This window comes from Bacillus sp. ISL-75, assembly GCF_018613095.1.
On sequence record NZ_JAGGQX010000013.1, the window covers coordinates 42,649 to 65,606 of the forward strand.

The window sequence follows — 22,958 nt, forward strand, 5'->3', positions numbered from 1 at the left end:
GGTATCACTTTTTTAATCTTTTTTGTCTTCTGGCTTGTCAATTGCCGGATGGAGATGTTTGATTTCCTTCACATCTGACTCAACAAAAAGCCTAAGCGCTGACAGCTTATTTTCCCAAAATAACTCAAAATATTGGAGCCAATCTTTTAATTCATACAAGGGCTCCGGCTCAAGCTTGTACCTTGTTTCCCTGCCCGCTTTTCGTTCCTTAACCAGCCCAGCATCAGCTAATACACGTAAATGCTTGGACACAGCGGTTCGGCTTATCGGAAAGTGTTCACTTATCGCCGTGACAGGCATCTCTTCCTTACTAAGAAGTTTTAACAGCTTTCGCCTTGTTGGATCAGCGATGGCTTGAAAAACATCATGCTTTGCCGATGAAGCCGCCATTTAGGCCTCAACATATGCTTGCAATTTTTTCACAAGACCTGCCCAGCCCTGATTCATGTTATCGCGGATCGGAGTATGCGGAGCACCGAATTCTGTAACTTTGTTAGCGTCCCAGCCACCATGGATAAGAGTTAACTCTGTTTTATCATCCAGTTCTTTTAATTCAAATGTTAGTGTCCAATCTTTTCCCCAATTAAATGAAAGTTTTTTAGGTGGATCGACATGTGTTACCTTACATGGCGACATGCCAAATTGCGCTGCATTTAAGTGAAATTCATGACCTTCAACTGGTTGAAGGTCATTAGGCATGAACCACGCACCCAGACCTTCTGCTGTAGCTACTGCATCCCATACTTTAGCAATTGGAGCATTGTAAACGACTGTATACTTTATATCATCTAATGTTGCCTGTGACTCATTTCCCATTTTAATTGCCTCCTCGAATTATGCTGCGATTATTACTTCATTACGAAACCATTTGGTTTCATATCAAGACTATATAACACCATTTGGTTGCACGTCAAGCATTTCTTTTTTAAAAAGAAAAACGGTGACTTCACATTAAGTAAAGTCACCGTAATTTTCATTCAATATACTTTCATTCCATAATTATTACAAATCAATATATAGGATAAGCAGTTAAAATATGCTACTTTTAATATTAATCAATCTGCTAACTTTCCTTATTAAAATAAAAATCGGGGTAATAAATATGATAAATACTCAATATTTACGAAGAATTATTCTGAAAAGAGATGAAATTCCTTCTTTTAATAAATATCCCTTTAACCTGCCCAGTTTGCGAGGCTTAGACGAACTAGCTTTTCATCCGAATGTTACTTTCCTGATTGGAGAAAACGGCATGGGTAAATCCACCCTGCTTGAAGCGATTGCTGTAGCAGTTGGTTTTAATCCAGAGGGAGGGTCCTTTAATTTTAATTTTTCAACCTATGATTCACATTCTCCTCTTGCAGACTATCTCAAAGTAATAAAGGGTATCGAAAAACCTAAGGATGGATTTTTTCTGCGCGCTGAAAGTTTTTATAATGTTGCTTCTAATATTGAGGAGCTGGATAAAGGAGTCGGCGGGAGAAGGGTCATTGAATCATTCGGAGGTGTTTCCCTGCATGAACAGTCGCATGGTGAGGCCTTCTTTGCCACGTTTCTTCATCGGTTTGGCGGTAATGGGATATACATTTTAGATGAACCAGAAGCAGCCCTCTCCCCACTGCGGCAGATGTCAATGCTGACAAGGATTCATGATTTGGTGAAAGAGAACTCCCAATTTATTATTGCTACCCATTCGCCCATCATCATGGCTTATCCTAAGGCAAAAATCTTTGAATTTACAGAAGAAGGAATTATTGAAAACACACTTGAGGAAACGAATCATTATCGGATTATGAAACAATTTTTTGATGATAAAAATAGAATGCTGCATCATCTGTTAGATGATTAAAATTGACTTTGAAAGGCTGGTTTCTCAATCACCATTCGTTCCAGGCACGTAGACACCTTCTACGTTACCCTATCCTTGGTTTGACCCCTGTTTCGGTCACGTAGACACCTTCTACGTTACCCCATCCTCAGTTAGACCCCTGTTTCGGTCACGTAGACACCTCCTACGTTACCCTATCCTCAGTTAGACCCCTGTTTCGGTCACGTAGACACCTTCTACGTTACCCTATTCTTGGTTAGACCCCTGTTTCGGTCACGTAGACACCTTCTACGTTACCCTATCCTTGGTTTTACCTCTGTTTCGGTAACGTAGACACCTTCTACGTTACCCTAATCTTGGTTTGACCCCTGTTTCGGTCACGTAGACACCTCCTACGTGACCCTATTCATAAATATGACTCTGTTCCAGTAACGTATATCCTTAATTAATGGCTTTTCCTTCGGCTCCATTACTATTGGATAATATTTTTCCCATAAAAGATTTCATCCATCTCAATCTTTAATCGCTCCGTAATCTCAATATGTTCATCAGGTGAAAGCTTATCTTTTGTATATCCAAACAAATAGTTATTTAAATCGAATTCACGCAGCTTACATTTTGTGTGAAAAATATGTTCCTGATAGACATTAACGTCAATCATATCGAATAATTCGCCGACATCTTCAGGGATGTAATTCTGAATCGAATTTATTTCATGATCAATAAAGAGTTTATGCCCTATCTTATCCCTAGTAAAGCCGCGGACCCGATAATCAATTGTCATCACATCTGTTTCAAATGATCGGATTAAATAATGAAGGGCCTTAAGGGGTGAAATTTCCCCGCATGTCGAAACATCAATATCTGCCCGAAATGTGCTTATTCCTTCATCAGGGTGGAATTCCGGATATGTATGAACCGTGATATGACTCTTATCTAATTGCATCACCACCGATTCCGGCAGCGGTCCCGGCGATTCCTCAAAGGATTCAGACGGTGCATTGGCTAGAGGACCCTCTGATACCAATAGAGTCACGCTCGCCCCGGCTGGTTCAAAGTCCTGACTCGCCACATTTAACACATGGGCACCGATTATATCTGATACATGGGTTAAAATTTTTTGCAGCCTGTCTGCACTGTATTGTTCATCTATATACTTCAGATAGGCTTCACGTTCTTCCCTCGTTTTTGTAAAACAAATATCATACATATTAAAGCTTAACGATTTCGTCAAGTTATTAAAGCCGTGTAACTCAATAGCCTGCTCGTGTGTAAGTCTCATAACAGTTCCCCCTTAAAATTAAGGTATCCTTTGCAAGTAAATATTATTAAGATACCCAGAGATCTACCTAGTTACTAATTTTTTAAAAAAGTTCCCCTTTCCTAATTATAATTATTATCATTTAATATTTACTTTTAAATAGTATATGATATAATTAGTTCAGATAAGAAATTAGGAGGAATGCTAAAATGACCGTTGAACAAGTAATCAACCAACAAATTGCAAACTGGAATATACTATATACTAAATTACATCGTTTTCACTGGTATGTGAAAGGTCCTCACTTCTTTACCTTACATGCCAAATTCGAAGAATTATATGAGGAAGCAGCAGCGACAATGGATGAGTTTGCTGAGCAATTATTAACCATTGGCGGCAGTCCCATTTCTACCCTTAAAGAATATCTTCAACTTGCAACCATTGAAGAAACCAGTGAAACATTAACTGCTGAAGAAATGGTTCAGACAATCGTCCATGACTTTTCCTTAATCATTGATGAATTAAAAGCTGGGATGGAAGTTGCTGAACAAAACAATGACGAGGTAACCAGTGATATGTTTTTAGGCCTAATCGGTAAACTCAATAAACATAACTGGATGTTACAATCTTTCCTACAGGCTTAATTGAAAATAAACGTTAAATCTAGGACAAGCTGATTCCTTGTCCTTTTTTTCATGCGATTGAGTTTAATTTTTCCAAAATTGAAGGTCTTTGCTATTATTAAATCAAGTATAGACCAAATAAATTATGGGAAGTGAAACGCCTAATGAAGTTGTTAACACCTATCTTGACGGTCATTTTCTCTTTGTCTACACTATTAACTGCTTGTGATTCGGAACAGCTGCATCCAAGTAATAATGTACATCCAAAGCAAAATGGCCTACAGCCTAAGGAAATAAACCAATCCTATTTTAAAAAGCTTGATAATATTAAGGATTGGGCTGAAAAAGGAATGGTGATGGATTGTCCATTTAATGCGCTTGATAGTACAATCGAACAAGTTAACTCTGAATGGGATGAACCCGACAAGGTTGATCAGGCGGGATCTGGCACCTATGCCACCTATGACCATAGAAACATCGTTTTAGGCTATAACAAGGCAGGGGAAATTTTCGACGTTCGTTCCTATGATGCTGACCTCAAAGAAATTACAGACAAGATGGTGATCAGATCATTCGGGCAGCCTACGGAAATACGAGACAATACTAATGAAAATATTTATGTTTATAAATTGAAGCAGGAAATTCAGCTTAAGTTGATTTTTCCGAAAAGTAGTCATGTGATTGATCATATTTCTGTTTTTAACCCAAAAAGATCTACCATCACAGCATCAAATAACGAATACATCCTTGATATAAAAGGAAACTCCAATCAGTTATCAGAATCAGCTTGGGCTTCGATGCAAAAATGGCGGAAAGATATCGTCCTCTTTGCTAAAAACCAAGAGGGTGTTTATATTAATGGCCCTGATAAAAAACAGGTGGCCCTAACGTTTGATGATGGACCTGATGAAGTAATCACACCGTCAATCATTGAGATTTTGGCAAACCACCATGTAAAAGGAAACTTCTTTTTTATTGGCAGTAAGGTTAATAAGCATCCTGATGTTGTAAGGGATGCCTTTAAAAATGGAAACCTAGTCTTAAGCCATAGCTTTAATCATGTGGAATTAACCAAATTAGGCAAAAACGCTACTAGACTCGAAATTGATCAAGCTGGGAAAGCAATTAAATCAGTTATTGGCAAGGAGCCGGCTATCCTTCGTACACCATATGGAGATACGAATGTACAGGTGGCAGAGGTTGCAAAACAAGAGGGCTATTCCATTGTCCTCTGGTCCATTGATACCCTGGATTGGTCCCAAATGGATTCAAAAAATATCATTCGCAATGTGATCGATAATCTTCGAAACGGTGACATTATCTTAATGCACTCCGATTCCGATAAGAGTGAGACAAAAAAAGCCTTACCACTCCTTATAGAAGAATTGCAAAAGAGGCAGGTTGAAATTGTCGATTTAGAAACATTGTTACATGTGAAGGCCTATCAATAATCAACCATATATGAGAATATGGATTCGCTGATTGAACAAGGAAATTCGCTGATAAAATTGCCAAATTCGCTGATTGGATTCATAAATTAGCTGATTGAACTTATTAAAGACAAGAGAATTCCATATTCACGCTTTAATAACGTTATTTCATAGCGAAATTTTTATTAAAAGGAAAAAGCAGCTATTTTTTAGCTGCTTTTTCCTTTTTAAGATTATTTCACTTGATATTCTCGCAATAATTCTACTTCTTCGTCTGTCAGTTCCCGATATTCACCTAACTCCAGTGTCTCATCCAACGGCAAGGGGCCCATTGAAATCCGTTGGAGATAAACCACTCTTTTACCAACAGCTTCAAACATTCTTTTCACTTGATGAAATTTCCCTTCCGTGATGGTTAGCTCAATGTCAGAAAGGATACTGGATTTTATTATTTTCAACTCACCAGGTTTTGTTTCGTAGCCATCATCCAAGGTTACACCATTAGCAAACGCCACCACATCTTCTTCCGTCACTTCACCATCGATGACAGCAAAATAAGTTTTCGGAACATGCTTTTTCGGTGAAAGTAATCGATGTGCCAACTGACCGTCATTGGTGATCAGCAGTAAACCTTCTGTATCCTTGTCCAATCTGCCAACAGGAAACGGTTCATAAACCTGGTCCTCGAGCTCTAATAAATCGATAACCGTTTCGGTAGTGCTATCTTCTGTCGCTGATAAGACTCCTTGCGGCTTGTTCATCATCAAATAGATAAATTCTTTATATTCAATAACCTCACCATTTAAAGTCACGGTTTGTTTGGACGTATCCACATGCTGTTTTGCATCCTTGACTACCACATCATCAACCTTGACCGCACTACTTTTTAAAAGCTGCTTCACTTCTTTCCGGCTGCCATAGCCAAGATTAGCTAGCATTTTATCAATTCTCAACTGTCCCATCTCCTTTTTAAGAAGATTTTTAAAATCTTAACCTTAGTTTTTGCTTGATTCGATCGACCCTGTCACCAAATAAACGGTTCACTAGTCCTGATTTCAGGCCTAAGTAAAAATAGATGACGGCGCCCACTCCGGCACTTATCACGATAAGCAAGACGGATTGACCCTTTGATGCAGGGGAAAGGAATAGTAATAGTAATTTATAAACAAGTTCTGTTCCTGCCCACATCAATCCTGCGAAGATGATAATCAATAAACTCCTCCGCCATACCAGCCGGAAACGATAGCCGGAGAATGTCTTAATCACAATTAAATTAATGACAATCGCTGCCGTATAACCAAGCGCTGTGGCGAGAACGGCCCCTCTTGTTTCAAACATTTTAATTAATGGAATGTTTAGAGCAAATTTTATTAATAAACCCACAAGCAAGCTTAAGATGGTAAAGCGCTGTTCGTTAATTCCCTGCAATATGGCTGCTGTGACAGAATAGAGCGAAAAAAGAATCGCAACAGGTGCATAGGCGCCTAATACTTGTGTCCCAAGATTATCATGCTCATAAAAAGCTGTGTAAACAGGTTCAGCCAATAACGAAAGCCCGATAGCAGCCGGTAATGTTAAATAGAGCAAAACTTGAAAGGTTTGGTTTAATTGCCGGTCCATGTTTTTCTGATCATTCTCTACAAATGCCTTTGTAATACTCGGTATGAGTGTTAAAGAAAAGGCCGTTGCAAGTGATACAGGAATGATGACAATTTTATGTGACTCGAAATTTAATATACCAAAGGCCGCATCCGCCACCTGCTTGGCATTGCCCATTGCGGACATCGCCCGGTTGAAGGTAATTTGATCGATAAATTGAAATAACGGATTGGCAATCCCGACAAAAACGAAGGGCGCTGCGTATAAAAGAATTTCTTTATAGATTTCCTTTAAAGAAATTTGGCTGGTCCCTTTATCATGTTCAAGTAGCTCGTCCAAATAGGGTTTTCTTTTATACCAATACCAAAATAAAACAACTAATCCTCCGATAGCACCGACAAATGCTGCAAAGGTGGCAACGCTAACTGCCGAAACAATAGTGCCATGTAAAAATTTCAGAACAACATAGGCTCCTGCAAGTGTAAAAATAATTCGTATGATTTGTTCGACAACCTGTGAAACAGCCGAAGGTCCCATTGATTGATGTCCCTGAAAGTAACCTCTGATTAAACTCATAATTGGCACAACGATTAATGCAAAACTAACAGCCCGAATAACCGTCGTAACATTGGCCAGTTGTCCTTTACCAGGATGACTTAATTCAGCTAACATAGGTGCAGCGGAATACATCACTAAGAATGCCACAAACCCAGTCAACAACATAACCACTAGTCCCGATTTAAACAGCTTTCGGCCAACGGCATACTCTTCAAGTGCATTATATTTTGCAATGAATTTTGAAACAGCCAGCGGTACACCCGCCGTTGCAATACTGATAAAAATGGTATATGGGACATATGAAAATGAATAAAGCTGCGTCCCGTGTTTCCCAACAATTTGATAAAACGGAATAACATAAATTAATCCGATAACCTTAGATAATATTGTTCCAAACGTTAAAATAAATGTTCCTCTTAAAAGCTTTGACTGCATAGAATCCCTTCCTACCCGAAGAAATACGTGCGCTTCTTCACAAATAATTCGACTTTTTTTGCACACTATTAGTAGTTTACAACTTCTTTCTCTCAGACGCTACTAACTTCCAAGTTAAATTTATGAAAAAAAGGGCACATTCGTTTTATTTTGATGATAAATGTTTATAATGGAGTGACGGATTAAAGTAAAGTTGGTGGAAATATGGATTATGATGTAATTGTCATCGGCGGAGGACCTTCTGGGTTAATGGCGGCCATTGCAGCTGGTGAAAAAGGCGCAAAAGTACTATTAATTGATAAAGGAGACAAACTCGGCAGAAAGTTGGCTATTTCTGGAGGTGGTCGCTGTAATGTGACCAATCGCCTGCCCATCGAGGAAATCATCAAGCACCTGCCGGGGAACGGTAAGTTTTTATATAGTGCCTTTTCAATCTTTAGTAATGAAGATATTATTAAGTTCTTTGAAAAATTAGGTATCGAATTAAAGGAAGAGGATCACGGGCGGATGTTCCCCGTTTCCAATAAGGCTCAATCTGTCGTTGACGCCCTATTAAATCAGTTAGAAAAGCTTCGTGTCAGGATTTTCAAAAATAGCCCTGTAGAGGACCTTTTCTATGAAAATGGAACCGTTTCTGCCGTTTTGTTGAAAGATGGTCAAAAATTATCAGCTAAATCGATCGTGATTGCCGTTGGGGGAAAATCAGTTCCACATACAGGTTCAACTGGTGATGGGTATGCCTGGGCGAAGAAAGCAGGTCATACGATTACGGATTTATTTCCAACTGAAGTCCCTGTCACCTCGAGCGAACCATTTATTAAAAATAAAGCCCTACAAGGTTTATCACTAAGAGACATTGACTTAAGTGTTTTGAATCCGAAAGGTAAGCCAATTATCTCGCACCGCATGGATATGATTTTTACCCATTTTGGAATCAGCGGACCTGCCGTGCTGCGCTGCAGTCAGTTCGTAGTCAAAGCTATGAAAAAGTGGAATTTAAAAGAAGTAACCATGAGCCTTGATGCCTTACCAGACAAAAAAGAGGAAGAAGTTTTTCAAGAAATTCTTGCGCTTGTTAAAAGTGAGCCTAAAAAAAGCATTAAAAATACGCTTAAAGGGCTGGTCCCTGAACGATACCTTCTATTTCTATTAGAACATAACGGAATGGACCCATCTGAGCAAGGCAGCACCATTTCCAATGAAAAAATTCGTAGTTTTTCAAAGAGCTGCAAGCAATTCCTGATAAAAGTAAATGGCACCTTGCCTCTTGAAAAAGCTTTTGTCACTGGCGGCGGTGTGTCTGTTAAAGAAATCGAGCCACAAACGATGGGCTCAAAATTAATGAACGGTTTATATTTTTGCGGTGAAATCCTTGATGTACATGGTTATACAGGCGGGTATAATATTACCTCTGCCCTTGTAACAGGAAGATTAGCTGGTACCAATGCAGCCCTGACTGCAAAAACCAAAAAGGTCTGACAATTTGTCAGGCCTTATAAATTATCATCGCGGAAAAACAATAAATCTGCTCCTCTTCTTCTTCCTCCGGCATTGCTGCCACATTATATTTAATATCGAGCAGGCTTGTTTCATCTATCCCTTTCAAAAAACGGTTCATTTCCTTTTCTAAATCCTTCTCATGCTCCCGATCAAACAATTTAACCTGTATCACTTTTCTCTCTCCCTCTCTTTTTTACTACCATTATTAACAACTTATCTGAATTTTAAAAATAAATAGACTGAAAAATTAAGGTTATTTTAAGATTCAACTTGTAAACTCCTTTTTAGAAAGACAGTTTCACCTATAGAAAGGAGCATTAATAATGGATAAAAAACAAAAAATCTCTTGGGGCGTTAGTTTTGGGAGTTTGGCATTAGTAGCTGGAATGGTATCCTATCTTGGTCTATCAAATGACGATCAAGCGAGCAATCAAGTGGCACTTACTCAAGGGCAATCCTCAAATAATAATTCTAATCAGCAATCACAGGATAGCTTTAATACACAACAACGTACTGACCATGGTAGAGGTTTTGATCAATCCTTTGATGGCGGTAACTCATCGCAATACAATCAAAATGATGATTCTAACAATAATTTTGATTCTAGTGATCAGTACTCGAATAATAATGATCAATTCAATGGAAACAGTAATCAACAGGATCAATTTTCAAATGGCGGCGGACCTGGAATGGGACATCAAGGCGGCTTTGATACGACTACAGGTGGAACCTGATGTTTAGCTACCGGTTTCCTTCGATGAGTACAATTGTTCAAATCTCTATTAGTCAAGAGTTTTTTGCTAACGATTTAATGCCTATCTACAAGCTATTTGAATTGATAGAGGATACTTGCAGCCGTTTCCGCTCCGATAGTGAACTATCACGATTAAATCAACAGGTTGAAAAAGAAGTCATCGTTAGCAGTGAGATGTTTTCAATCTTATCAGACGCTCTTCGATTTTTTGAAGAAACGGAAGGTATTTTTAATCCTAGCGTTCTATCGACACTTGAAAACCACGGATATTCGAAATCGATTGAAATGATAAAGGGGAAAGAGTTAGCGGTAACTCCCCCTTCATCAATGGCTGCGATAAGTTCGCAACCTTTTATACTAAATGAAAGTAAACGATCCGTAACCCTATTATCAAAAATCGATCTTGGGGGAATGGCCAAGGGCTGGGTGATTGATCGTGCCGCACTGCTATTAGATAGGTTGGGCTATGGCTTTATCAACGTGGGTGGTGATATCCGCATTTTCGGCACGTTGCCACGACCATTAAATATCGGGATCGAGAGTCCATTTGCCGAAACAACGATGATTTCTTCGATTCAGGTTCAAAATGGTGCGCTAGCGACTTCCACAACCATGAAAAGAAAATGGCGGATCAATGGGGAGTGGACGCATCATTTGATTGATACTCGAACAGGAAATCCTAGTAAAAGTAAGATTGTATCGGCAACAGTGACAGCCCCTACTGCTTTGGAAGCTGACGTTTGGGCAAAAACAGTTCTTTTACTAGGAGAACAGGCTGGTCAAGAATGGATAAATAGAAAAGGTGTCCAGGCTGTGTTAATTACTAAAGACGGAGATATTTGGAGAGGAGGAGAGTAACTTGGAAATGTTTGAATGGTATATGATCCGCGCTACAGGTTTGGTAGCTTACCTCTTACTTTATTTGTCTGTCATCATTGGACTATACTCTCAAGTTCAGAAAAAGCGAAAACAAAAGGTCACTACTTCCCTATTTTTGCATGAATCACTGTCTAATTGGGCCCTTTATCTTGTGGTTGGCCACGTAGGATTTTTACTAATCGATTCATATATCTCGTTACAATGGTTAGAGATACTCATTCCGTTTAATACGGACTATAAGCCATTGCCAATGGCACTTGGCGCACTATCCCTTTATTTCTTAATTATGACGATCGTTACCTCCAAAGCACGAAAAAAAATAGGCTATCAAAAATGGCGGAAATTACATGCATTGAATCCGATTCTATATATATTCGTTACGATACATGGTTTATTGATTGGTACAGATATTCAAGGAGCCGTACTTGCTGCAGTCAATATCCTGCCGCTTATCCTTTTAGGAGGTATGTTGATGAGAGATAGACCTAAGCTTGAGGTCTCTCACTAACCCTGAAAAGCGCAAGCGCTGCTTATTTACACAAAAAAACCGATTCCATGGTGGAATCGGTTATTCTGTATATTCTGTTTCTCCAGTCCATGCGAGCATGCCGCCAACCATATTGCGAACCTTATATCCTTGGTCCTGTAGATAATGACAAACATTTCCACTGCGGGCACTTGAGCGGCAAATAAAAATATATTCCTTATCCTTGTCGAAATAGTCGAGATTAGCAGGAATGTCACCCATGCGAATATGCTTAGCCCCTGGTACCATCCCGAATACTACTTCTTCATTTTCCCTTACGTCCACAAGCTCAAGTTTTTCCCCTGCCTCAAGCTTCTTTTCTAATTCTTCTGGTGTAATCGTTTGAATTTCTTCCATCAAGTCCATCCCCTTCTGGAAAACAGCCCCAAGAGAGGGGCCGTTCTTTTAATTTGCTACAATATTAACAAGCTTTCCTGGAACAGTAATTACCTTGCGAATTGTTTTTCCTTCAATTTGTTCCTTTATATGCGCATCTTCCATCGCGATGCCTTCAAGTGACTCTTTGCTTGCATCTGTTGGTACCATAAGTTTTGTCTTTACTTTACCATTTACCTGGATGACAATTTCAACTTCTTCATCCACTAGTTTTGCCTCATCATATGCAGGCCATGCTTCGTAAGTTATCGTTTCAATGTGTCCCAACTTTTCCCAAAGCTCCTCAGCTATATGCGGGCAAACAGGTGCAAGCAATTTAACGAATCCTTCAATATACTCTTTTGGAAGTACAGTTGCCTTATAGGCTTCATTAATGAATACCATCATTTGTGAAATGGCCGTGTTAAACCTCAAACCTTCATAATCCTCAGTCACTTTTTTCACGGTTTGATGATACACTTTTTCCAAACTAGAGGTTTCTTCATTGGCTTGAATCTTTGAATTTAATTCTCCATTTTCCTCAACCAATAAACGCCAGATACGATCTAAGAAGCGGCGGGAACCATCCAACCCATTGGTCGACCAAGCAATCGATGCATCAAGCGGTCCCATGAACATTTCATATAAGCGAAGGGTATCAGCACCGTGGCTGCCAACGATATCATCAGGGTTTACTACATTCCCTTTTGATTTACTCATTTTTTCATTTCCTTCGCCTAAAATCATTCCTTGGTTAAATAGCTTTTGGAATGGTTCTTTGGTAGGAACCACACCGATATCATACAAGAATTTGTGCCAGAAACGCGCATAAAGTAAATGTAATACGGCATGTTCGGCACCGCCAATGTAGATATCAACTGGAAGCCAATGATTTAATTTTTCCTGAGAAGCAAGTGCTTGATCATTTTTTGGATCAATATAACGTAAATAATACCAGCAGCTGCCTGCCCATTGCGGCATTGTGTTCGTTTCGCGGCGTCCCTTTTTACCTGTTTCCGGATCCACAACATTCACGAAATCAGAAATAACTGCAAGTGGTGATTCTCCTGTCCCTGAAGGACGAATTTCAGTGGTTTTTGGTAACATCAGTGGAAGCTGGTCTTCCGGAACTGCTGTCATTGAACCATCTTCCCAATGGATAATCGGAATTGGTTCACCCCAATAACGTTGACGGCTGAACAACCAATCTCTTAGGCGGAAGGTTACTTTCTTCGTTCCTATCCCTTTTTCTTCTAACCAAGCAATCATTTTTTGAATGCCTTCCGTTTTATCCAAGCCATTTAAAAATTCAGAGTTAATATGTTCACCGTCGCCTGTGTAGGCTTCTTTGTCAATATCTCCACCTGCGACAACTGCTTTAATAGGAAGGTTAAATTCTTTTGCGAATTCATAGTCACGCTCATCATGTGCAGGAACTGCCATAATCGCACCAGTTCCATAGCTTACTAACACATAATCAGCAATCCAAATTGGCATTTTCTCCCCATTGGCAGGATTGATGGCATAGGCGCCAGTAAATACGCCTGTTTTCTCTTTGGCAAGATCCGTACGTTCCAAATCGCTTTTCGTCTTAACTTTGTCTAAATAGGCATCAACCGCAGCACGCTGTTCAGCTGTTGTTATTTTTTCAACAAAGGAATGTTCAGGTGCAAGCACGGCATACGTAGCACCAAATAAAGTATCAGGACGAGTAGTGAAGACAGTGAATGTCTCCTCATGTCCTTCGATTGAGAAGGTAACTTCTGCACCTTCTGAACGGCCGATCCAGTTGCGCTGCATTTCCTTCAAGCTTTCAGGCCAATCAAGTTCTTCAAGATCTTCCAGTAAACGGTCACCGTAAGCGGTGATTCTTAACATCCACTGCTTCATCGGACGACGTTCAACGGGGTGCCCGCCGCGTTCACTTTTGCCATCAATGACCTCTTCATTTGCTAGTACCGTTCCAAGTGCAGGGCACCAGTTTACCGCTACTTCATCAATGTAAGCTAGACCTTTTTCAAATAGTTTTAAGAAAATCCATTGGGTCCATTTGTAGTATTCAGGGTCAGTCGTATTGACCTCACGATCCCAATCATACGAGAACCCTAATGATTTAATTTGCCGGCGGAATGTATTGATATTCTGTTCTGTAAATTCCGCTGGATCGTTACCCGTATCCAATGCGTATTGTTCCGCTGGTAGACCGAACGCATCCCAGCCCATTGGATGAAGAACATTGTATCCCTGCATCCGCTTTAAGCGGGAAAGAATGTCGGTTGCTGTGTAGCCTTCAGGGTGTCCAACGTGCAGTCCTGCCCCTGACGGATATGGAAACATATCTAAAGCGTAAAATTTTCTTTTATCAAATTCTTCGCTTGTTTTAAATGTTTTTTCTTCTTCCCATTTCTTTTGCCACTTTTGTTCGATTTGATTATGGTCGAAACTCATAATGCTCTTCCTCCTAAAAAAAAATAAAAAACCCCTCATCCCAAAAAGGGACGAGAGGATTGTATGTATCTTCCCGCGGTACCACCCACATTAGTGCTGACTGCACTCGCTTCATTCATCCTTAACGCGGAAAACGGCAAGCCTTACTATTCCTTCACGCTTGCAACTCAAAGGCGAGTTCATGATGTACCCGGTTGACTTCCACCAGCCGTCAACTCTCTATTTGCGGGTATGAACCATTACTACTCCTGATCACTGTCTTTTCAATATTAATATAAAGTATTACGGTTATTGTATTAAATTTTCATTAAGTATGCAACCCAAACAATCGCCTAGATTCATGATAGACAAAATATCCACCTTTTAAACATAAAAACAGTGGGAGCATATGAACCCCCACTGTCCTCTCTACACGGACAAATCTTATATCTGTCCATGGATGGTGCCTGACACCATTTTCGTTTTTAAACTTCGATCATATAGTAATGTTGTTACAATTGCGATTAGGAATAACACAATTAAAACTATGAATAGTGCTGACATGTTATACATGTCGACGATCATTCCTCCCATTAAGGGTCCAACCATTCTTCCGCCTGTTGCTGTACTGTTGACGATACCTTGGTAGAAACCTTCACGGCCCTTTGGGGCTAAGTCGAAAGCAACTGTAGGCACAGCCGGCCAGATGAACATTTCACCGATTGTTAGGATGATCATCCCGACAAGAAATCCTGAGAATACCGTTGCCTTCCCTGCGACTAAAAATGAAACAATAAAAATACCAATGCCAATAATCATTTGTAGTTTGAGTGAGGCGGTTAGATGTTTCAACACACCATTTAAAAGCGGTTGGCCAACGACAATGAGGGCTCCGTTTATCGACCATAATAAGCTATATTGCGTTAAAGAGATATGGATTTCCTGTGTATACGACGCAATCGTCGTTGGCCATTGTACATAGGCCACCCAGCACAGCAAATAACCTGTACACAGTATCAATAAGGCATACAGATTTTTTCTATTCGTAACGGTTGGAACATTTATATCGATCGTTCCTTGTTTTCCTGAATCCACTAAGATTCCCTTATAGCCAAATACCGCTATGAGTAAAAAGAGGACGTACATGACTGTATTTGCTAGGAAGATTAGTTGAAAGGAATGAGCTGCAACAATCCCTCCAAGAGATGCACCCAAGGCTACTCCAAGGTTTTGAGCAACATAAATGGCGTTAAAGGCTTTACGCCCGCCTTCTTTCCAAACTGACCCTGCCATGGCATACATCGATGGAAAAATAATTCCAGTACCAAATCCAATAATGATTTGGAAGACAATATATGCTAGCCAGCCGTGCCAGAATGTTAAGCCAACAAGAGCTGCAAGCGTAATACTAATTCCAAATATAATAGATTTGTAGCCGCCAATTTTATCGAATAGGCTTCCGCCATAAAGGTTTCCGATCACACTAGCTGCGGAATTTAACATTAAAACAATGCCAGCTACTGATAAGGACTTCCCTAAATGGTCGTGAATATAGATTGTATTTAAAGGCCATAAAAATGAAGAGCCTGTTACATTGACGATCATTCCAATTATTAAGAGCCATAAGGCACGTGGCATAAAAAAACGCCCCTTCACATTTCACTTTTCAATTTCCAAAGATTTATTCTAATCCTTTTTCAAGTGGGGTGCAATTCTTTTTCTTTTCCAGTATTGGCGGGCTATGATCTGGCGTATTAGAATAGGAAATTCGTGAAACTTTTAAATAATTCTGTGGATTCTAGAGGAGATTCCGCCGAACTGGGATGGGATTCCGCCAACTTTCGAAATTATTCCGCCAAACTACGTTTCGATTCCGCCAACCTTACCATATATTCCGCCAACCTTACCATATATTCCGCCAAATCCACGTTTATTCCGCCAAACCCTATAATTCTCCCGCAACAATCCTAGTACCACATACACAACAAAAAACACTGTCTCAAAAAAGAAACAGTGTTTTCTAAATATATCATCTGAACTCTAAACCCTCTAAGGAATGTACAGTTAGCATTATTTTTTTGGTACTGCTGGTACAACCGGTGCTTGAGCAGGAAAATAGCTATTGACGGCTGCGTCCTTTTTCTTCTCATTAACGTTTTCGTCGAGAACCGCTTTTTTCACTTTTTCGATTTCCTTGTCGAGTTCTTCCATATTAACGCCTTTTTTCACAAGCTCTTCTGTGGCAAGACGGACTGCCTTGTTCGATTGGACTACTGATTCTCTCAGTGAATCCATCGATCCTTGTGGGTTATGGAAGCCTGCGGAGTTTTCAGCTGCAATGATATCCCAAAACCATTGTCCTTTCCGAATAAATTCTTGAGCTTGCTTGATTTTTTCTTCGCTTACACCAGAGGTAATCATTTTATTTACATAATAGTGTGATGTTGTTGAAATATCTTGTGCTTCGTGTAATGCACTTACATTAGCTTCTTGAATTTCAAGTACGCGATCTTTCAATTTATCTAAATCACGGTCACCATGACACTGTCGGCATGAAGTTTGCATCGTTTTAAGTGGAGAAGTCCACCAGTGTGAAGTGATTTTTCTTTTTCCATCTACACGCTCATATGGCATATGGCAATCGGCACAAGAAACATTGGCCTTACCATGTGTTCCTGATGAATGGGTTTCATATTCTGGATGCTGCGACTTTAACATTGGAGTTCCAGAAATATTACTAATCCAGTCTTTTTCAAAACCTTTCTCTTTGGCAATCGTGCTGTAATACTCATACATTTCTTCTGGTTTAAATCCTTTGGTCCATGGGAACGTTACTTCACTGTTATCCGCTGCAAAATAATATTCCACATGACACTGCCCGCAAACATAGCTGCGCATATCATTTTTTGTAGGGTTTGAAACATCTACTCCCTTTGCTTCTAAGGCTTTATAAAAGCTTGGACGAGTAACACGCAAATCCATGGTTTTTGGATCATGACAATCGGAGCACCCGATTGGAGAGTGACCCATCTTTTCCCCTTTTGGCCAAATATCTTTATTAAAATTAGCGCCCCAGTAACTGTCGCCCATTTCTTCAATCATTTTTGGAACGGCAGTAGATTTACATGTATAACAAGAACCCACTGATTTATCTGTGATCCGTTTAACGTTACGAATATCTTCTAAAGCGTATGTATGTCCCCGCTCTTCGTTATACTCGGTCGCAAACCCATATCCATTGAAGAGGATTGGTAACAATGGCTCTTTGTCAGCATCATACTTACTCCGTTTTTCAGAACCGCCATAAGTTGTATCTTCCATTTTTTCATTTTTCTTGTAACTGTTGTATTGAAGCGGAAATAAGTCCTTAAACGCTTCATTACTTATTTCATCGGCTGAGAGGCCTGTTGTCTTTTTACCTGCAGCAGAAGCTGTTTTCTCACTGGAATCATTGCTGCATCCAGTAATAATCAGTACGAAAGCTAGCAGGAGAAGATATGCCCCATTTCGAAACCTTCCCATTTCTAAAATCCTCCCTTATTTTCTAATAACTCGCCTGAAACAGGTGGCTTATTATAACGGTCATCTTTAAAGCCTTTCCCGTGTGGTACTGTTTTGTGACAGGAAATACACTTTTCCTTTGCATCATGTGATACATTGTCTAGCGTGCTCTTGTGGCAGGAGATACAGTTATCGTTCATGATATTTTCTGTTCGATCCGTCGCCTCAATCACATCTGGTATCTTCTTTGTTCCAAGTGTGTTGAAATAAATATGTGTCATCCCTGCGCGGCCTTTAAAGAATAACTTACCCGCTTCACTTTTATGTGGCAGATGGCAGTCATTACACTGTAAATCCGAATGCGTAGATTCCATGAATGACTTATGAACCGATTTCATCGTATGACAGTTTTGACAAAAACCTGGTGAATCCAGGTAAGCCATTGTTTTTACCGTTGAAAAAGATAAAAACACACCAATTAGAAGTGCCAACACAATTAAAAACTTTTTGTCCATTTTCAGCAGTTTTTTTAACATTTACTTCACCTCCCATAGAAAATTCTTCTCTCTCTTTATATAGTTAAAGTACTTTTCTGTACCTTAATCCCAAATGGATTTTGCTTTTTCACAAATGCCTATTAATTTCTTTTCCTCTTCTTATCAAAAATGTTAGTCCACTTCCTTTCACCACAAGGTAAAAAAATGTGAATTCGTTCACATATAATTCAAAAAAGGATTCCGTATGAACCGTTCTTTTGTCGTGTTCAGCAAACAAAAAGTGGAGTTTTTGAGATAAATTTTGTTAATCCATACCTTATTTAAACCATGATATAAAAGGGCAAACTGTGACGCACATCACAAATTAAACAACACTTGTTACCAAATTATGAACAAGGTCTTCCTTCTATTTTCAAGGTGCTTTTATTGAAAAATTAGTATCCCAAGTGATTTTTAACACTTTTTAGTGATTTTTCGGCAAATTATTCGCGAAAAAAAAAGGAGCCCTCAATGAAAAAAATGAGGGTTCCTTCTGTATTTTTAGGAGGACTGGTCCTTTTCTTGGTGAAATTTGGATTTCACCGGCTGCCCGCCTGTTTTTTCATAGTTTTTCTTTGCTTGTTTTACAAGATCGAAATCTTGTCCGAGTTCCAGATCTTGATTATTAATTCCATTCCGTGTTTTCTGTTCAGGGTTTTGTTGCTTGGAACGCTTTTTCAAAGGTTTTCCCCCTCTAGAATCATTGTGTTCTGAAGCTGCTGAAGCTGGAGTCTCATTCTATGGAGTTGGTCCCTTTGCTGCGAATTTGCACTTTGGGCCATTTTTGCAATGTCCAGATAAGTATCTTCAAGCTGTTGCAGTGCCTTTGTGTAATCATCATCATTATAATGCTCTTGAAGGCTGCTTTGTTTGTACTGTTCCTCGGCATAGCGAATTGCATCCTCAACCTGCTGCATTAAGTTGTCCATTGAGTCGCGAGTAGCCATCTTTAGAACCCCCTTCTGTAATAACTCAATCCCCGTTGAATCTCTAGAAGCAAAATGCTTCATTTCTTATTGTGTTCTCCATTCTTTTTCCTATAACATAAACAGTTGGATAAATTTTACCAACCATGGCCGTTAATAATTACATTTGGATAAGCTTGTCATATCATGATAAAATTGATGTTATGTCTTTTACTTTTTATAAAGGGGGTTTTCTGATTGATTCAGACTAGACCTTTTCCATATGCTTCTGATGATAAACGTTACCATACATGGAATTACCACCTTCGTGGGCAATTTGGTCATAAGGTATTTAAGGTTGCACTCGACGGGGGATTTGACTGCCCTAACCGTGACGGCACGGTGGCACACGGGGGCTGCACATTTTGTAGTGCGTCCGGATCAGGTGATTTTGCTGGAAATCGCGTGGAGACCTTGGAAACACAATTTAACGAAATAAAAGAAAAAATGCACACGAAATGGAAAGATGGTAAATATATGGCCTACTTTCAGGCATTTACAAATACCCATGCACCTGTAGATGTTCTCCGCGAAAAATACGAATCAGTTCTAAATCAGGAAGGCGTAGTGGGTTTATCAATCGCCACTCGTCCTGATTGTCTGCCCGATGATGTGGTCGAGTATTTAGCGGAATTAAACCAACGCACCTATTTATGGGTTGAATTAGGGCTTCAAACGGTTCATGAGCGGACTGCCTCACTTATTAATCGTGCCCATGACTTTCAGTGCTATAAAGACGGCGTTACTAAGCTTAGGAAACATGGCATTCGTATCTGCTCTCACATCATTAATGGCCTGCCGCTTGAATCCTATGACATGATGATGGAAACAGCGCATGAAGTTGCCAAGTTAGACGTGCAAGGTATAAAGATTCATTTGCTGCATTTGTTAAAAGGAACGCCCATGGTCAAGCAATATGAAAAAGGAATGCTTGAGTTTCTGTCCCAAGAAGACTATGTAAACTTAGTATGTGACCAATTGGAAATTTTACCACCCGAAATGATTGTTCACCGAATCACAGGTGACGGACCAATTGACTTAATGGTTGGACCCATGTGGAGTATAAACAAGTGGGAAGTCTTAAATGCGATTGATGCTAAACTGAAAGAAAGGAACAGTTGGCAGGGAAAATTTTATCAGGGGAACTTGGTGTAGTAACAATGAACATAGATAAGATTCTTCCGTTTGCGAAAAGTCTACTCATTAAAGCGGTTAAACCTGGGGATGTCGTTATTGATGCGACAGTAGGAAATGGCTATGATACTGTTTTCTTAGCAGAGGTTGTTGGAGAATCAGGGCAAGTATTTGGATTTGATATTCAGAATGAAGCCATTGTTGCTAGCAAGGAACGTCTGAAACAGAAATTCATGTTAGAGCGAGTCACAATTTTTCATTCAGGTCATGAAAACCTATCCCAATTGATTCCCGACATCCATTACGGTAAGATTTCAGGTGCGATTTTTAACTTAGGTTATCTTCCAGGCAGTGATAAAGCAATTATAACTCGTCCTGAAACAACGATTGCTGCCATTCAACAACTATTGGAGATCATGGCACCTGAAGGAATCATCGTGCTTGTTATTTATCATGGTCACAAAGGCGGTGCCGAGGAGCGTGATTCTCTGCTTTCCTATTGCCAGCAAATGGACCAGAAAACGGCACATGTGCTCCAATACCAATTTATTAATCAACAAAATCATCCAGCATTTATTATTGCGATTGAAAAAATATAACAAACCAGGCTCGCGCCTGGTTTATTTTGTGATTAACCTTGTTACAAATGCCGGTACTGATTTTTGCACAGAACGGTAGGCAAGACCATTGAAATAAAAGAAATAGCTAATCCAGCCGCCCGACTTGATAATGCCTTTTGCCAGTTTACGGACGTTTTTCTGTTTGCGGACCTTGGCATCTGATAAATAAATTCCTAACAGACCGCGATTAATCAGGCGATGGAAGTTCTTATGCGGAAGGTATTCCGTGTGTCGGTCAGCTTCTACCACAAAATGCTTCAACCGCTGAAAAAGTTTTTCCTCACTTTGATAATAGGAACAAAAATTCAAGTCCCCTCCCGCGATGTCCTCCTCTTGATCAATAAAATAATCCAATAGAATATGTAAGCCCTGAATATATGGAAAGTACCCCTTCCTGATATTTTCTGCATCTCTCAGCTGAAAATCATCACGAAGCGCATAGGATATGAGGCAAAAAATTCCTAAGGTAGAACCGGAACATGCCGAGAATTCATACCATTCCATTTCAGGCAGCTGGTATTGGTTGGTTTGAAACCATTTTTCAAGACGAGGGACTCTCTCCTCTTGAGTTACATGCTTGTGAATTTGTAAATCACAATAGTATTGGCAAAGCTCGAGCAAGTAATCTTTGATTCCATCATAATTATTTACTTCCCTTAGGACAGAACGACAGGTTTCCGATAAATCATACAAATAATTATCATCATCCTGATCCGCGCGGAGCCGGTAATAGTTTTTTTTGCCAGCCTGTAGAACAAATGCATCTGACATCGATTCATGGAGTGCTGCAAAATCCGCAGGATCAAGAGAGGTACTTCTGTCACAAAGATTATCTAGATAATCACTGATGGTTTGATAGGCAACGATAAATTTTATGGCTTTTTTATAGTCCTCTTTAGCAGTTAGTGCGAGGATGGCTCCACCTTCACAATGGAATGTTTTATGCTCAATGCTTGCGAGAGCTTGGGTTCTTAGCTCCGCATTCGGAATGTTTTTAGCACGGCTTTTCCAATAAGCCAATTCTTTGTGTACTGCTGGAAGTATTTTGCGATATACCCTAGACATAAGGGTGATTGGCATCATTGAAACCGACAACCTTTCTAAACAATATAACCTATTGCTTTTAATTGACTTAAAACAAAATCCTTTGCATACTCAAATACCTCTTCCCGCTCTGGTTCATTAAAGATTTCATGGTAACATTTCGGCCATTCCTTAAATCTTTTTTCAGATAATGGAACATGATTGAACCATTCTTTTACGGTGCCTTTATTTACAATTTTGTCATCTCCACCTTGCATGACAAGCATGGGAATATCCTGTATTTTTTCAAGGTCTTGAAATGCCTCTTTGATCGCCCCTACCAATTCCCGATACCATCTGATCGATACCTTGGTAATATAGAGAGTATCATTTGAATCGGCTTCCCTTACTTCTTCGTTTCTTGTCGCCATTTGAACCGTCAATCCGGAATTCATCCGAAGTGAAGGGAAAACCACATTCAGACCATGCGATAGAATATCTAAAAATTTGGAAGGAGTATGAACTAACCCTAAACATGGGGAAGAAAGAATGACTCCAGCGACATTCAATCTTTCTTCCTGTAAGAGACGGATTGAGATCAAGCCGCCCATACTGTGACCAAGTAAAAAGACTGGTAAATCATAACGATAAGCAGCCTGTATCCAATCTTTCACCTCGAAAATATATTCATCGAAGGAATTAATATGGCCGCGGTTTGCTCTTGTTGTCATCCCTTGCCCCGGAAGATCTGCCATAATGATATGGAATCCAGCCGAACGCCACATTTCAATCAGCCAGCCATAACGGCGATGATGTTCCATAGCGCCATGGACGATCACGATAACAGCCTTCGCTTCTCCTTCTGCTTCCCACTTCCACATAGTTTTCCCCCCTGGAATTAGTTATTACCTATTGCTGGAAAATTTCCAAACTATCTTTAGTCCCTTTATAATAAAAAAGACAAATTTTTTGTGAATCACTTCA

The 22,958-nt window shown here is 39.7% G+C and carries 24 protein-coding genes and 1 other annotated feature; of the genes, 9 read left to right on the top strand and 15 right to left on the bottom strand.

Annotated features, from left to right (window positions below; genetic code table 11):
* Positions 1-12 precede the first annotated feature (12 nt).
* Both J7E63_RS05765 and J7E63_RS05770 read right to left on the bottom strand, forming a co-directional pair.
* The gene (locus J7E63_RS05765; protein WP_215010629.1) at positions 13-390 is read right to left on the bottom strand and encodes an ArsR/SmtB family transcription factor; all 378 of its coding nucleotides are present in this window, start codon (positions 388-390) and stop codon (positions 13-15) included.
* Positions 391-816, bottom strand: coding sequence for an SRPBCC family protein (locus J7E63_RS05770; protein ID WP_215010630.1), 426 nt, complete (start codon positions 814-816; stop codon positions 391-393). It abuts the gene before it with no gap.
* Between the two features lie 286 nt (positions 817-1,102).
* Between J7E63_RS05770 and J7E63_RS05775 the strand changes: the two genes are divergently transcribed.
* Positions 1,103-1,849 (top strand): AAA family ATPase, encoded by a 747-nt coding sequence (locus J7E63_RS05775; RefSeq protein ID WP_215010631.1) that lies wholly within the window; start codon positions 1,103-1,105, stop codon positions 1,847-1,849.
* Positions 1,850-2,300: 451 nt separating this feature from the next.
* On the opposite strand, the gene speD is transcribed toward J7E63_RS05775, so the two are convergent.
* Positions 2,301-3,110: an adenosylmethionine decarboxylase gene (speD, locus tag J7E63_RS05780; RefSeq protein ID WP_215010632.1), complete on the bottom strand. Its 810-nt coding sequence runs from the start codon at positions 3,108-3,110 to the stop codon at positions 2,301-2,303.
* Between the two features lie 188 nt (positions 3,111-3,298).
* Between speD and J7E63_RS05785 the strand changes: the two genes are divergently transcribed.
* Together J7E63_RS05785 and J7E63_RS05790 are read left to right on the top strand one after the other, a co-directional pair.
* Positions 3,299-3,733 (top strand): Dps family protein, encoded by a 435-nt coding sequence (locus J7E63_RS05785; RefSeq protein WP_215010633.1) that lies wholly within the window; start codon positions 3,299-3,301, stop codon positions 3,731-3,733.
* 143 nt (positions 3,734-3,876) lie between these two features.
* Positions 3,877-5,163 carry a DUF4309 domain-containing protein gene (locus J7E63_RS05790; protein WP_215010634.1) on the top strand — a complete coding sequence of 429 codons (1,287 nt, stop codon included), beginning with the start codon at positions 3,877-3,879 and terminating at the stop codon, positions 5,161-5,163.
* A 212-nt stretch (positions 5,164-5,375) separates the two neighbouring features.
* Here the strand turns inward: J7E63_RS05790 and J7E63_RS05795 are convergent, their stop codons facing one another.
* Positions 5,376-6,095 (bottom strand): 16S rRNA pseudouridine(516) synthase, encoded by a 720-nt coding sequence (locus tag J7E63_RS05795; protein ID WP_285289915.1) that lies wholly within the window; start codon positions 6,093-6,095, stop codon positions 5,376-5,378.
* A 28-nt stretch (positions 6,096-6,123) separates the two neighbouring features.
* Positions 6,124-7,734: a putative polysaccharide biosynthesis protein gene (locus J7E63_RS05800; protein WP_215010636.1), complete on the bottom strand. Its 1,611-nt coding sequence runs from the start codon at positions 7,732-7,734 to the stop codon at positions 6,124-6,126.
* Positions 7,735-7,938: 204 nt separating this feature from the next.
* Between J7E63_RS05800 and J7E63_RS05805 the strand changes: the two genes are divergently transcribed.
* Positions 7,939-9,213 (top strand): BaiN/RdsA family NAD(P)/FAD-dependent oxidoreductase, encoded by a 1,275-nt coding sequence (locus tag J7E63_RS05805; RefSeq protein ID WP_215010637.1) that lies wholly within the window; start codon positions 7,939-7,941, stop codon positions 9,211-9,213.
* 7 nt (positions 9,214-9,220) lie between these two features.
* Here the strand turns inward: J7E63_RS05805 and J7E63_RS05810 are convergent, their stop codons facing one another.
* Entirely contained in the window at positions 9,221-9,406 is a 186-nt protein-coding gene (locus tag J7E63_RS05810) for a sporulation protein Cse60 (protein ID WP_215010638.1), read from the bottom strand.
* Between the two features lie 151 nt (positions 9,407-9,557).
* On the opposite strand from J7E63_RS05810, the gene J7E63_RS05815 reads away from it, so the two are divergent.
* The 3 genes from J7E63_RS05815 to J7E63_RS05825 are packed head-to-tail and all read left to right on the top strand — an operon-like array spanning position 9,558 to position 11,375.
* Positions 9,558-9,968 (top strand): hypothetical protein, encoded by a 411-nt coding sequence (locus tag J7E63_RS05815; RefSeq protein WP_215010639.1) that lies wholly within the window; start codon positions 9,558-9,560, stop codon positions 9,966-9,968.
* Positions 9,968-10,846, top strand: coding sequence for an FAD:protein FMN transferase (locus J7E63_RS05820; protein WP_215010640.1), 879 nt, complete (start codon positions 9,968-9,970; stop codon positions 10,844-10,846). Before J7E63_RS05815 ends, J7E63_RS05820 begins: the two co-directional genes overlap by 1 nt.
* Positions 10,847-10,853: 7 nt before the next feature.
* Positions 10,854-11,375: a ferric reductase-like transmembrane domain-containing protein gene (locus tag J7E63_RS05825; protein ID WP_251033390.1), complete on the top strand. Its 522-nt coding sequence runs from the start codon at positions 10,854-10,856 to the stop codon at positions 11,373-11,375.
* A gap of 60 nt (positions 11,376-11,435) precedes the next feature.
* Here J7E63_RS05825 and J7E63_RS05830 read toward each other — a convergent pair whose 3' ends face one another.
* The 7 genes from J7E63_RS05830 to J7E63_RS05860 all read right to left on the bottom strand — a co-directional run bounded on the left by J7E63_RS05830 (position 11,436) and on the right by J7E63_RS05860 (position 19,179).
* Entirely contained in the window at positions 11,436-11,750 is a 315-nt protein-coding gene (locus J7E63_RS05830; protein ID WP_168245382.1) for a rhodanese-like domain-containing protein, read from the bottom strand.
* Positions 11,751-11,798: 48 nt separating this feature from the next.
* The gene (leuS, locus tag J7E63_RS05835; protein WP_215010642.1) at positions 11,799-14,216 is read right to left on the bottom strand and encodes a leucine--tRNA ligase; all 2,418 of its coding nucleotides are present in this window, start codon (positions 14,214-14,216) and stop codon (positions 11,799-11,801) included.
* Positions 14,217-14,259: 43 nt separating this feature from the next.
* Positions 14,260-14,481, bottom strand: a binding site (T-box leader).
* 158 nt (positions 14,482-14,639) lie between these two features.
* A complete protein-coding gene (locus tag J7E63_RS05840) occupies positions 14,640-15,833 on the bottom strand; it encodes an MDR family MFS transporter (RefSeq protein WP_215010643.1) in 1,194 nt (397 codons plus the stop codon).
* 432 nt (positions 15,834-16,265) lie between these two features.
* A complete protein-coding gene (locus tag J7E63_RS05845; RefSeq protein ID WP_215010644.1) occupies positions 16,266-17,717 on the bottom strand; it encodes an ammonia-forming cytochrome c nitrite reductase subunit c552 in 1,452 nt (483 codons plus the stop codon).
* A 2-nt stretch (positions 17,718-17,719) separates the two neighbouring features.
* Positions 17,720-18,232, bottom strand: a complete 513-nt coding sequence (locus J7E63_RS05850) for a NapC/NirT family cytochrome c (protein WP_215010645.1) — start codon at positions 18,230-18,232, stop codon at positions 17,720-17,722.
* A gap of 501 nt (positions 18,233-18,733) precedes the next feature.
* A complete protein-coding gene (locus J7E63_RS05855; protein ID WP_088089318.1) occupies positions 18,734-18,913 on the bottom strand; it encodes a glycogen biosynthesis protein GlgD in 180 nt (59 codons plus the stop codon).
* Positions 18,910-19,179: a YtzC family protein gene (locus J7E63_RS05860; RefSeq protein WP_088089319.1), complete on the bottom strand. Its 270-nt coding sequence runs from the start codon at positions 19,177-19,179 to the stop codon at positions 18,910-18,912. The genes J7E63_RS05855 and J7E63_RS05860 overlap by 4 nt, the downstream gene beginning before the upstream one ends.
* A 216-nt stretch (positions 19,180-19,395) precedes the next feature.
* Between J7E63_RS05860 and mnmL the strand changes: the two genes are divergently transcribed.
* Both mnmL and mnmM read left to right on the top strand, forming a co-directional pair.
* The gene (gene mnmL, locus J7E63_RS05865) at positions 19,396-20,352 is read left to right on the top strand and encodes a tRNA modification radical SAM protein MnmL/YtqA (protein WP_215010646.1); all 957 of its coding nucleotides are present in this window, start codon (positions 19,396-19,398) and stop codon (positions 20,350-20,352) included.
* Between the two features lie 5 nt (positions 20,353-20,357).
* Positions 20,358-20,930, top strand: a complete 573-nt coding sequence (gene mnmM, locus J7E63_RS05870; protein WP_215010647.1) for a tRNA 5-(aminomethyl)-2-thiouridylate-methyltransferase MnmM — start codon at positions 20,358-20,360, stop codon at positions 20,928-20,930.
* A 21-nt stretch (positions 20,931-20,951) separates the two neighbouring features.
* On the opposite strand, the gene J7E63_RS05875 is transcribed toward mnmM, so the two are convergent.
* Positions 20,952-22,034, bottom strand: coding sequence for a tetraprenyl-beta-curcumene synthase family protein (locus J7E63_RS05875; protein ID WP_215010648.1), 1,083 nt, complete (start codon positions 22,032-22,034; stop codon positions 20,952-20,954).
* Positions 22,035-22,051: 17 nt separating this feature from the next.
* Positions 22,052-22,855 carry an alpha/beta hydrolase gene (locus tag J7E63_RS05880; RefSeq protein WP_214719272.1) on the bottom strand — a complete coding sequence of 268 codons (804 nt, stop codon included), beginning with the start codon at positions 22,853-22,855 and terminating at the stop codon, positions 22,052-22,054.
* Between the last annotated feature and the right edge of the window lie 103 nt (positions 22,856-22,958).

What these genes read in the sequence shown, in the direction of transcription:
- J7E63_RS05765 (WP_215010629.1), bottom strand. Translation starts at nt 390, where the DNA reads ATGGCGGCTTCATCGGCAAAGCATGATGTTTTTCAAGCCATCGCTGAT.
- J7E63_RS05770 (WP_215010630.1), bottom strand. Translation starts at nt 816, where the DNA reads ATGGGAAATGAGTCACAGGCAACATTAGATGATATAAAGTATACAGTC.
- J7E63_RS05775 (WP_215010631.1), top strand. Translation starts at nt 1,103, where the DNA reads ATGATAAATACTCAATATTTACGAAGAATTATTCTGAAAAGAGATGAA.
- speD (WP_215010632.1), bottom strand. Translation starts at nt 3,110, where the DNA reads ATGAGACTTACACACGAGCAGGCTATTGAGTTACACGGCTTTAATAAC.
- J7E63_RS05785 (WP_215010633.1), top strand. Translation starts at nt 3,299, where the DNA reads ATGACCGTTGAACAAGTAATCAACCAACAAATTGCAAACTGGAATATA.
- J7E63_RS05790 (WP_215010634.1), top strand. Translation starts at nt 3,877, where the DNA reads ATGAAGTTGTTAACACCTATCTTGACGGTCATTTTCTCTTTGTCTACA.
- J7E63_RS05800 (WP_215010636.1), bottom strand. Translation starts at nt 7,734, where the DNA reads ATGCAGTCAAAGCTTTTAAGAGGAACATTTATTTTAACGTTTGGAACA.
- J7E63_RS05805 (WP_215010637.1), top strand. Translation starts at nt 7,939, where the DNA reads ATGGATTATGATGTAATTGTCATCGGCGGAGGACCTTCTGGGTTAATG.
- J7E63_RS05815 (WP_215010639.1), top strand. Translation starts at nt 9,558, where the DNA reads ATGGATAAAAAACAAAAAATCTCTTGGGGCGTTAGTTTTGGGAGTTTG.
- J7E63_RS05820 (WP_215010640.1), top strand. Translation starts at nt 9,968, where the DNA reads ATGTTTAGCTACCGGTTTCCTTCGATGAGTACAATTGTTCAAATCTCT.
- J7E63_RS05825 (WP_251033390.1), top strand. Translation starts at nt 10,854, where the DNA reads ATGTTTGAATGGTATATGATCCGCGCTACAGGTTTGGTAGCTTACCTC.
- J7E63_RS05830 (WP_168245382.1), bottom strand. Translation starts at nt 11,750, where the DNA reads ATGGAAGAAATTCAAACGATTACACCAGAAGAATTAGAAAAGAAGCTT.
- leuS (WP_215010642.1), bottom strand. Translation starts at nt 14,216, where the DNA reads ATGAGTTTCGACCATAATCAAATCGAACAAAAGTGGCAAAAGAAATGG.
- J7E63_RS05840 (WP_215010643.1), bottom strand. Translation starts at nt 15,833, where the DNA reads ATGCCACGTGCCTTATGGCTCTTAATAATTGGAATGATCGTCAATGTA.
- J7E63_RS05845 (WP_215010644.1), bottom strand. Translation starts at nt 17,717, where the DNA reads ATGGGAAGGTTTCGAAATGGGGCATATCTTCTCCTGCTAGCTTTCGTA.
- J7E63_RS05850 (WP_215010645.1), bottom strand. Translation starts at nt 18,232, where the DNA reads ATGTTAAAAAAACTGCTGAAAATGGACAAAAAGTTTTTAATTGTGTTG.
- J7E63_RS05860 (WP_088089319.1), bottom strand. Translation starts at nt 19,179, where the DNA reads ATGGCTACTCGCGACTCAATGGACAACTTAATGCAGCAGGTTGAGGAT.
- mnmM (WP_215010647.1), top strand. Translation starts at nt 20,358, where the DNA reads ATGAACATAGATAAGATTCTTCCGTTTGCGAAAAGTCTACTCATTAAA.
- J7E63_RS05875 (WP_215010648.1), bottom strand. Translation starts at nt 22,034, where the DNA reads ATGATGCCAATCACCCTTATGTCTAGGGTATATCGCAAAATACTTCCA.
- J7E63_RS05880 (WP_214719272.1), bottom strand. Translation starts at nt 22,855, where the DNA reads ATGTGGAAGTGGGAAGCAGAAGGAGAAGCGAAGGCTGTTATCGTGATC.